The 8,842-nt window shown below is 67.7% G+C and carries 10 protein-coding genes and 1 tRNA gene; 2 read left to right on the top strand and 9 right to left on the bottom strand.

From position 1 onward, the window contains the following. Positions 1-69 precede the first annotated feature (69 nt). The 7 genes from J7E68_RS15985 to J7E68_RS16015 all read right to left on the bottom strand — a co-directional run bounded on the left by J7E68_RS15985 (position 70) and on the right by J7E68_RS16015 (position 5,512). A tRNA-Thr gene (locus J7E68_RS15985) sits at positions 70-141 on the bottom strand. 68 nt (positions 142-209) lie between these two features. Next, the gene (locus J7E68_RS15990; RefSeq protein ID WP_311417175.1) at positions 210-1,319 is read right to left on the bottom strand and encodes a M23 family metallopeptidase; all 1,110 of its coding nucleotides are present in this window, start codon (positions 1,317-1,319) and stop codon (positions 210-212) included. A 194-nt stretch (positions 1,320-1,513) separates the two neighbouring features. After that, the gene (locus J7E68_RS15995) at positions 1,514-2,314 is read right to left on the bottom strand and encodes an inositol monophosphatase family protein (RefSeq protein WP_311417177.1); all 801 of its coding nucleotides are present in this window, start codon (positions 2,312-2,314) and stop codon (positions 1,514-1,516) included. Then, complete coding sequence (locus J7E68_RS16000; protein ID WP_215174242.1) at positions 2,311-3,291, bottom strand: hypothetical protein; 981 nt, start codon at positions 3,289-3,291, stop codon at positions 2,311-2,313. Before J7E68_RS16000 ends, J7E68_RS15995 begins: the two co-directional genes overlap by 4 nt. A gap of 73 nt (positions 3,292-3,364) precedes the next feature. Next, a complete protein-coding gene (locus tag J7E68_RS16005; RefSeq protein ID WP_215174244.1) occupies positions 3,365-4,159 on the bottom strand; it encodes an enoyl-CoA hydratase/isomerase family protein in 795 nt (264 codons plus the stop codon). Between the two features lie 46 nt (positions 4,160-4,205). Beyond that, positions 4,206-4,697, bottom strand: coding sequence for an FBP domain-containing protein (locus J7E68_RS16010; RefSeq protein WP_215174246.1), 492 nt, complete (start codon positions 4,695-4,697; stop codon positions 4,206-4,208). Positions 4,698-4,804: 107 nt separating this feature from the next. Continuing rightward, positions 4,805-5,512 (bottom strand): FCD domain-containing protein, encoded by a 708-nt coding sequence (locus tag J7E68_RS16015; protein WP_215174248.1) that lies wholly within the window; start codon positions 5,510-5,512, stop codon positions 4,805-4,807. A gap of 137 nt (positions 5,513-5,649) precedes the next feature. On the opposite strand from J7E68_RS16015, the gene J7E68_RS16020 reads away from it, so the two are divergent. Both J7E68_RS16020 and J7E68_RS16025 read left to right on the top strand, forming a co-directional pair. Continuing rightward, positions 5,650-7,059 carry a GntP family permease gene (locus J7E68_RS16020; protein WP_396652516.1) on the top strand — a complete coding sequence of 470 codons (1,410 nt, stop codon included), beginning with the start codon at positions 5,650-5,652 and terminating at the stop codon, positions 7,057-7,059. 7 nt (positions 7,060-7,066) lie between these two features. After that, positions 7,067-7,585: a gluconokinase gene (locus tag J7E68_RS16025; protein WP_215174250.1), complete on the top strand. Its 519-nt coding sequence runs from the start codon at positions 7,067-7,069 to the stop codon at positions 7,583-7,585. A gap of 73 nt (positions 7,586-7,658) precedes the next feature. Here J7E68_RS16025 and J7E68_RS16030 read toward each other — a convergent pair whose 3' ends face one another. After that, positions 7,659-8,522 (bottom strand): hypothetical protein, encoded by an 864-nt coding sequence (locus J7E68_RS16030; RefSeq protein ID WP_215174252.1) that lies wholly within the window; start codon positions 8,520-8,522, stop codon positions 7,659-7,661. 15 nt (positions 8,523-8,537) lie between these two features. Then, complete coding sequence (locus J7E68_RS16035) at positions 8,538-8,804, bottom strand: hypothetical protein (RefSeq protein WP_215174254.1); 267 nt, start codon at positions 8,802-8,804, stop codon at positions 8,538-8,540. Positions 8,805-8,842: the final 38 nt, after the last annotated feature.

Raw genomic sequence — 8,842 nt, forward strand, 5'->3', positions numbered from 1 at the left:
GGGTCGTGCGCTCTGACCAGCTGAGCTACCCTGCCACACCGCGTCCGCATCGCAGATACGAACGCTGTGAGCCCCGAGTCAGGATTGAACTGACGACCCCTTCCTTACCATGGAAGTGCTCTGCCACTGAGCTATCGGGGCGTGCTGCCCCTCGCGGGGCAACCACACGAGAATACCATCACTGTGGCGTCCTCATGAAATCGAGGTGGTCAGTACGAGGTCCGACCTGCGTTCTCGCGCAGCCACGGCAGCGGGTCGATGGTGCCCCCGTTGACGATGATCTCGAAATGCAGGTGGGCGCCGTACGAGCGGCCCGTGTTTCCGGTGTGGCCGACGATGTCGCCGACCTTGACCGTCTGCCCTGCCTTGACCTGCAGCGAGCCGTACTGCATGTGCGAGTAGTGGCTCGTGATGACCTCGCCGGCGACCACGTGATCCATGCAGACCGTCACACCGTATGCGCCGCCCTGCTCGGTGGCGATGCGGACGACACCATCGGCGATCGCCTGGATCGGAGCGCCCTCGCCGGGCACGAAGTCGATGCCCTCGTGCAGACGACCCCAGCGCATGCCGTAGCCCGAGCTCATGCCGACGCCGACCTTGAAAGGCCACTGGATGGCCGCCTCAGGGTCGTTGGTGAAGACCTCGTTGGAGTAGTTGATGCCCTCTTCCGAGGCGACCTGGATCAGCGACACGGTCGAGAAGCTGTCGGAGCGCGCGAGCGACTCGTTCTTCACGTCGGACGAGGTGACGAACGCCTGGATCTCGTCGTCGTCGGTTCCGGCTGCCGCCGCACCGGACGCAGCAACGAGTGAGGTCGAAGAAAGGGAGGCGGAACCCTGAACGGCGGCGACGGCCTCGGCGGGCAGCGTCATGCCGACCGCGAGGAGGCCCGCAAGACTCATGACCCCGACCGTCGCGCCGACGGCGAGGAACTTGCGCGCCTGCGGGCGGCGACGGGCGGTGTGCTCGGCCGGAGCCTGCTCGGGTGCCTGCGGCTCGGAGTCGACCTTCGCCTCGGTGACCGTCGGCGTGCTGCCGGTGGAGACCGAACGGAAGGTGCGCGATGCCGTCGCGAATGCGTCGGCGTCGTCTCGGGCCTCGGTAGCCGACTCGACGGCCTCGGGAACGTCGACCGACTCGGTCTCGACGATCTCGTCCGCGTCGGAGGCGGCCGTGGCCGCGGCGACAGCGGTCGCCGCGATGAAGACCTCGGCGGTGTTCAGTCGCTGGCGGGCTGCCCGACGCGAGGTCGGGGAGTCCGAGACGGTGGGTACGGCTTCGGAGACGACTTCAGATGCTCCTGCCGCGGGGGCCACGAAGGCAGCAGTGCGGGGACGGCTGGACCGGCGCGTGGGCGCAGAGGCAGCCTGGGGATTCTCGAAGGGCAAAGCAGATTCTCTCGGGTTAAACGTGAAGCTCGGGGGCGCTTAGAACGATCATCGATTCGGGCCGATGAAAGTAACGATCGGATAAACCCTAGCCTGCTCCACCTGAGAATGCCATGAATCGGTCACGTTTCATTCTCGATGATCTGACGCAGTCGGGCGTGGACCTCGGTTCCACCGGCGATGAGCATGGGTCTCGACGACCTCGCGTCGGCGAACGAGACCACGCCACCCGCCTCGCTCACCAGCAGCGCTCCGGCCGCGTGATCCCAGTGCTTGAGGCCCCGTTCGAAGTAGCCGTCCAAGCGGCCGGCGGCGACGAAGGCGAGATCCAGCGACGCTGCACCGGCGCGGCGGAGATCGCGGGCGATGGTCATGACCTTGCGCACCGTGGCGAGATCTCCGTCATGCGTGGCCGGGTCGTACCCGAAGCCCGTCGCGAGAAGAGCACCGGCCGGCGTCTCCGTCGTGACCGACAGGCGACGGCCGCCGAGCCAGGCGCCGTGGCCTCGGGTCGCGGTGAAGAGCTCGTCGGATGCGGGCGCGTAGACGGCCGCGGCCAGCGCATCCCACTCCCCCGGTTCGGCGCGTCCTTGGACCGCGGCGATGCTGACCGCGTACGAGGGGATGCCGTAGGCGTAGTTCACCGTGCCGTCGATGGGATCGACGACCCAGGTGATGCCGGACTCCCCCTGTTCGGAATCCGATTCCTCGCCGAGGAACCCGTCGCCCGGTCGTACTGCGCGCAGCCGTTCTCGAATGAGCGCCTCGACCTCGCGATCGGCGTCGGTGACGATGTCTGCCAGAGAGGACTTCGTCGCGGCCAGGTGCACACCCTCCGCCCGCCGTACGCGAGCCAGGTCGCCTGCCTCGCGAGCGATCCGCAACGCGAGATCGGTGAGCTCGTGCTCCAGTTCCCTGCTCACTGCGGAGGACGCGGCGGGGCCGGCGGGTACGCGGACGGTGCGTCCGGCGCCTGTGGCACCGGCGGGACCCCCGGGTTCTGCGCATAAGGGTCGGGCGCGGGCGGGAACTGCTGTGCGACCGGGAACTGCTGCTGCGGTGCCGGAGCGGCAGGCAGACTCTGCTGCTGCTGCTGCGACGGATAGCCCGTGTAATAGGCGTTCCAGTCCGGCGATCCGTCGACGAGAGCCGGAAGCGGGGTGACGCCGTCAGCGTAGGTCGGCCATGACGGCGCTGCCGCAACGGTCTGCGCGGCGGAGGGTGCCTTCCGCGGTGCGAACAGCGCGTTCAGCAGCGGGATGAGGGTCGTGCCCACCGCTGCGAGGATCGTGAGCGCGACGACGATGCGCCAGTAGAGCTCGCCGTACTCGAAGGTGTTCGGGAACGTGAGGAAGAAGATCAGCATGCCCACGAGGCCGCCGAGGAACACGATCGTCGCGATGTAGATGATGCGCGTGAAGGTGGTGACGTGACGCTGCGCCGCCGGGGTGAACAGCCGCACGTGCAGCAGGGCGAGCTGCAGGATGCCGACGACCAGGATGAGCTGGAAGAAGCGCTCGGCTCCGGTGAAGTACTGGTCGTCTTCGGGGAGCCAGATCTTGACCGCGCCGACGAGCAGCGCGACGATCCAGGTGACCATGCTCGACAGCGCGAGCCAGTCCGGACGGTTCGGGGCGAGACCCGCCTCGAGGATCGCGATGCCGGCGAATGCGGCGAGCAGCAGGATGGTGAGGAAGGCACGGCCGATCAGACCGTCCTGGTCGCCGATCAGCACCCAGACGACGCAGACGAGCGCTGCGGCGATGAGTGCTCCGATCGCGATCCAGAGCGCCCCTCGGATGAGGAGGGACATGTTCTTCTTCTCGACCGGTGCAGGGGGCTGCGGGACGATCTCCGGCTGCGACATCGCGTTCCTCTCGTTGAGCGGCGTTGCGTTCATCCTTGCATGCGACGTCGCGCGACTCGCATCGATCGTGCGATCCGTGCAGACATCGCCCTCTATGTCGAGGGTCTCAGCCCCGTCGCGCCGATGCCGCGGCGAAGGCGGCGACACGCGCCTGTGCGTCGGCGGTCGCCAGGGACGCGCCGATCGAGCGTGCCTCTTCGCTGAGCTGCTCCTCGAACGTGCGCTCGGGTTGCGAGCGCACGAGGCGCTTCGCGTTGCCGTACGCCACGGCCGCCCCGGCGAGCCAGAAGCGTGCGATCTCCTCTGCGCGGGCGCGCACCAGATCGGCCTCCTGCGCCGGGTCCTCCGCATCGACGGCTTCTGCGACGAGCCCCCATTCCACGGCCTCGGCGGCGCTGAGAAGCCGATCCTGCAGCACGAGCTGCAGTGCGCGGCGCTGGCCGACCGCACGAGCGAGCTGCGCCGACACCGAGAGATCAGGAGTGAGTCCGATGTTCGCATAGAGACTGCCGAGACGAGAGCGTGAGCCGACGACGGCGTAGTCGCTGCTGAGAAGAATGCCGAGTCCGCCACCGGCGGTGGTGCCATGAGCTGCCGCGACCACGGGCAGAGCGGATTCGGTCAGAGAGCGGATGCCGGTGTTGATGACCTCGGCCAGAGACGTGATCTCCGCACCGGAACCCATCGTCGTCGCCATCTCGATCACGTCGCCGCCTGCGCAGAAGGCCGGACCCGCTGCATCGATCAGGATCGCCTTCACATCTGGACGCGAGGTCGCCTCGGCTGTCGCATCCCGCCAGGCATGGGCGAGATCGGCGTTGAACGCGTTGAGTCGCGCCGGGCGGTTCAGCGTCAGCCGAGCGAGCCCCTCATCGACGGCGAACAGGATGGCATCGTTCATGGCTTCTCCTTCGAGCGCAGGACGTATGCGACCAGGCTAACGGCGATCAGCGCTGCTGCCGCACCCTCTCGACGAAAGCCTCCATCCGCCGCCTCGTGCCGTCGAGACGGAGGTCGACCTGCCCTGCGGCGAGGATCTCATTGGGAGCGAGCGGAGGCGCGAGCCTCACGCTCTCGTGGCAGGAGAGATCGGTGCAGACGTAGGTGCCGATGGAGTCGCCGCGCGCGCCGGCCTCACCTGCGAGCCGTGCCGAGAAGAGCGCGACCTGGTTGCCCGGCTGCATCGTGTGGCAGATGTTGCACATGCCGGAACGACCGCGCCCCGGGTCGGAGACGCGGAGCACCACGCCGGAGATCCGCCCGTCGTGCTGGGTGAGCACATATCCGCGGCGCCCTGCGCTCGGGTCGCGCCAGGCGAAGAAGTCGAGATAGTCCCAGTCGATCAGGACGAAGTCGTGTGGCATCTCCATGACGCGCAGTTCGTCTGCATCCGCATTGACGAAGGAGGCACGGACGTCTTCTTCGGTGAGCGCTCGCATTCGTCCAGTCTATGAAGCTCTCGGCCCTCGACGCCCGACTCGTCACCGTCGCGCTCGTCGTCACCGAGACCCGGGGTGGGTTCCGGGTTGAGATACGGGGCGCCGGACTATTCGGCGGCTCGCTGCATGGCCTCATCAGCTTCGGTGACGATGCTGCGCATGGCGACCGCGGCCGCCTCCGCGTCGCCGTTCGCGATGGCGAACGCCACGTCACGATGCCACTGCACCGCGCTCTGGTTGGCGACATGGGGCATGAGGTGGTGCCGCGTCCGGCCTCTCAGCACAGCCTCCACCGTGCCGCCGAGAGCAGCGAGCATGCCGTTTCCCGAGGCGTCGAGGAGCAACCGATGGAATCGGATGTCAGCCGAGAGGTACTGCTCGCGATCCGCCTCGTGGTCTTCCTGCGCCATCGCGACGACGAGAGAGAGCAGCTCGACCTTCTGCTCCGAGGTCGCTGCGACCGCAGCGAGGCGAGCCGCGAGCGGTTCGATGACGGAACGCAGCTGGCTGAGTTCGCGGAGTTGCTCGTCGCGGCCCGGGCCGGCGAGCCGCCAGGCGATCACCTCGGGCGCGTAGACGTTCCAGTCGGATCGCGGGCGCACCTCGACTCCCGACTTGCGGCGCACCCAGACGAGTCCGAACGACTCGAGCACGCGCACGGCTTCTCGGGCAGCCGAGCGGGACACCCCCCTCTGCTGCGCGAGCTCCACCGTGAGCATCCGCGAGCCCGGACGATGCTGACCGTCGACGATCGCCCGCCCGAGCTCGGCGACGAGCGAGTCGTGGACGGGGCTTGCAGCGCCGGGAGCGGTCATACCTCGAGTATGCACGCAGCAGCTCGATCACGTGGGGCGTGTACGAGCTATGTTTCCGTTATGTTGCGCATGACATGGTATGCGTGCTTATTATGTACGGCATAAGGACGTAGACCACGCCCGGATCAAGGAAGCTCATGGCACTCTTCACCCCCGCCGCCGACGCGCTCATGACGGCGGCCACCGACACCCCGGCCGCCGCTCAGCCCGCCGGCCAGCTCATCGCCGCCGCCGTGATCGGCATCGCGATCATCATCGTCCTGATCACCTGGGTGAAGCTGCATCCCTTCCTGTCGCTCACGATCGGCGCCCTCGCCACCGGTGCGATCGCCGGCATGGACATCTCGGCATCCGTCACCAGCTTCTCGACCGGATTCGGCACGACCATGGGTGGCGTCGGAATCCTGATCGCACTCGGTGCGATCTACGGCAAGCTACTCGCCGACTCGGGCGGAGCCGACCGCATCGTCGACACGCTCGTCAGCCGCGCGAGCGCGCGTTCGCTGCCCTGGGTCATGGGACTCATCGGCGCCGTCATCGGCCTGCCGATGTTCTTCGAGGTCGGCCTCGTTCTGCTCGTTCCGGTGATCATCCTCGTCGCACGCCGGTCGGGTGCCCCGCTCATGCGCATCGCGATCCCCACACTCGCCGGCCTCTCGGCGATGCACGGTCTCGTACCACCGCACCCGGGCCCGCTGGCGGCGATCGACGCGCTCGGCGCCAACCTCGGCCTGACCCTCGCCTTCGGTGTCATCGTCGCGATCCCTGCCGTGATCATCTCGGGTCCTCTGTTCGCGCGCTTCGCCGAGCGCTGGGTCGACGTTCCCGTGCCTGAGCTGTTCGTGACAGAAGAGGACGAGGGCGTCGAGCAGCGTCGCCGCCCGTCGTTCGGCGCCACGCTCTTCAGCATCCTGCTGCCGGTATTCCTCATGCTCGCCAAGGCCGTCGCCGACATCTCGGCCGCAGGCTCGGACGCACCGTGGAAGCTCGCACTCGACTTCCTCGGCACCCCTGTCATCGCGCTGCTTATCGCCGTTCTGGCCGGCTTCTTCATCCTCGGCCGCGGTGCGGGCTTCGACCGCACGAAGATCAACGACATCGTGGGATCGTCACTCGGCCCGATCGCCGGCATCCTGCTGATCGTCGGCGCCGGCGGCGGTTTCAAGCAGGTCCTGGTCGACACCGGCATCGGCGACGTCATCGCGCAGTTCGTGTCGGGCTCGTCCGTGTCGGTGCTGATCCTCGCGTGGCTGGTGGCCGTCGTCATCCGCATCGCCACGGGATCTGCGACCGTCGCGACCATCACCGCCGCCGGAATCCTGCAGCCGCTCACCGAGACGCTCGACTCCCCCATGGTCGCGCTCCTCGTGCTCGCGATCGGTTCGGGCTCGGTGTTCCTGTCGCACGTGAACGACGCGGGCTTCTGGTTGATCAAGGAGTACTTCGGCCTCAGCATCCCGCAGACGCTGAAGTCGTGGACGGTACTCGAATGCCTCATCTCGGTCACCGGCCTCGCCGGGGTCCTCGTCCTGAGCCTGTTCGTCTGAGCCGGCCATGATGTCCGTCAACGCACCCGTCCTGGTCTTCATGGGCGTCGCGAGCACCGGCAAGTCGACTGTCGCGGCCATGCTCGCCGGCCGCCTCGGCTGGGCGTTCGAAGAGGGCGACGACCTGCACCCCGAGGCGAACGTCGCCAAGATGGCAGCGGGCCACGCCCTCACAGACGAAGACCGCTGGCCGTGGCTCGACCTCATCGCCGAGTGGATCGACGAACGCATCGAGGCCGGCGAGCCGGGCATCGTCACGTGCTCTGCGCTGAAGCGCAGCTACCGCGACGTGCTGCGCCGCGATGCGGTCACCTTCGTGCACTTCGCAGGCGAGCGGCAGCACATCCCCGACCGGATGCTGCGACGAGAAGGGCACTTCATGCCGACGACGCTGCTCGACTCCCAGTTCGCGACGCTGGAAGCGCTCGAAGACGACGAGAGGTCGATCGAGATCGACATCGCTCTGACTCCCGCCGAGCAGGCGGCGCAGATCGCCTCACGGCTGCGCCTGCATCCCGACTACTGAGAGAGCCGTCGGGCGGAGAGATCGCGGTTCCGGTCGATCCCGACCGATACGCCGCACCCCCGATGAGGGGTGATCAACCGAGCTCCCCCGACCCGTAGGGCCGGATCGGCTGCTGACGCTGGAACGCGTACTCCCCGCCCTGTCGGCCTCCGAAGGGGCGGCCATGGTCGGCGAACTCCTCGCGGTAGTAGGCCAGTCGCCACGGGCCGATCTCGATGCGCGAACCCGTTCGCAGGATCCTGGCGTCGTCTTTGCTGTGCGGCAGATTCGGACGCCCTCCGCCGGTCGCGGCGAACGAGTAGAGGACGTACTCGTCATCCTCGTTGTGACGGATCTCGGCATGCAGGGTCTCGAGCCCCTCGAGCTGCAGGTCGACCCCTGACCCCGAACCGATCGTCGTGCGTCCGGGCAGGAGGTCGAACTCCCGCGGCCTGCTGTTGTTCCAGTCGCCGGATCCGACGGCGAAGATCAGACGAGGACGCCCCGACCCCGGGATGTAGTGGGTCGTCGTCACGCGTCGTCGGACTCCCCTGGCCAGAGTGGGGAGGAGCGGGAAGATCGTCGGGGGAGGAACGCGGAGCTGGAGGCTTCTCCCCCGTTCGCGGTGCTGCACCTCGGAGAGGAGGGCGCTGAGCCGGCCGAGCTTGATGTGGGGAGAACCGGCGATCGTCCGACCGACCGGGCCGGACTTCACGTCGCCGAGCTGCACGAGAGTTCCCTTCGGCCCTTCCACCCGCACACGGATGCCACGCCGCGCGAGGGCGTCAGCGAGAGGCACGAGATTCACGAGATCGTGACGACTCACCGCTCCGAGGTGGTGGGTGTCTTCGAAAGGGATCACGACCTCTTGACCGGCCGCGCGAACGGTGAACGGCGTGGGCGTGTCGTCATCCGGGCCGAGCTGCTCGACCCGCAGATCGATGTCGAGACGGATCATCGGCGTGGTTCCCGCTCAGACCGCGTGCGGTTCGCCCGATGCGCTGTCACTGGTCGTGACCCGCAGGGTGCCGTTGAACTTCCAGGTGGCACGAGGGGCGTCCGGCCCGATATCCCTGGGCACCTCGACGGTCATGTCGTCGAACGTGGAGTTCACAGCAGCGCCTCGACCGGGCAGGTATGCCCACATCTCCCGCCCGAGATCGGTCCAGTCGGTGATCGACGCGCCGCTGGGCCCGTCAGCCGAGGTGAACAGCTCCGAGGGTTCGTTCGTGTCACTCATGGGATGCTCCTTCGCAACGGCCACGTCTTGTGTGTGTT

Source organism: Microbacterium sp. ISL-103, assembly GCF_018613995.1.
Taxonomy (GTDB): domain Bacteria; phylum Actinomycetota; class Actinomycetes; order Actinomycetales; family Microbacteriaceae; genus Microbacterium.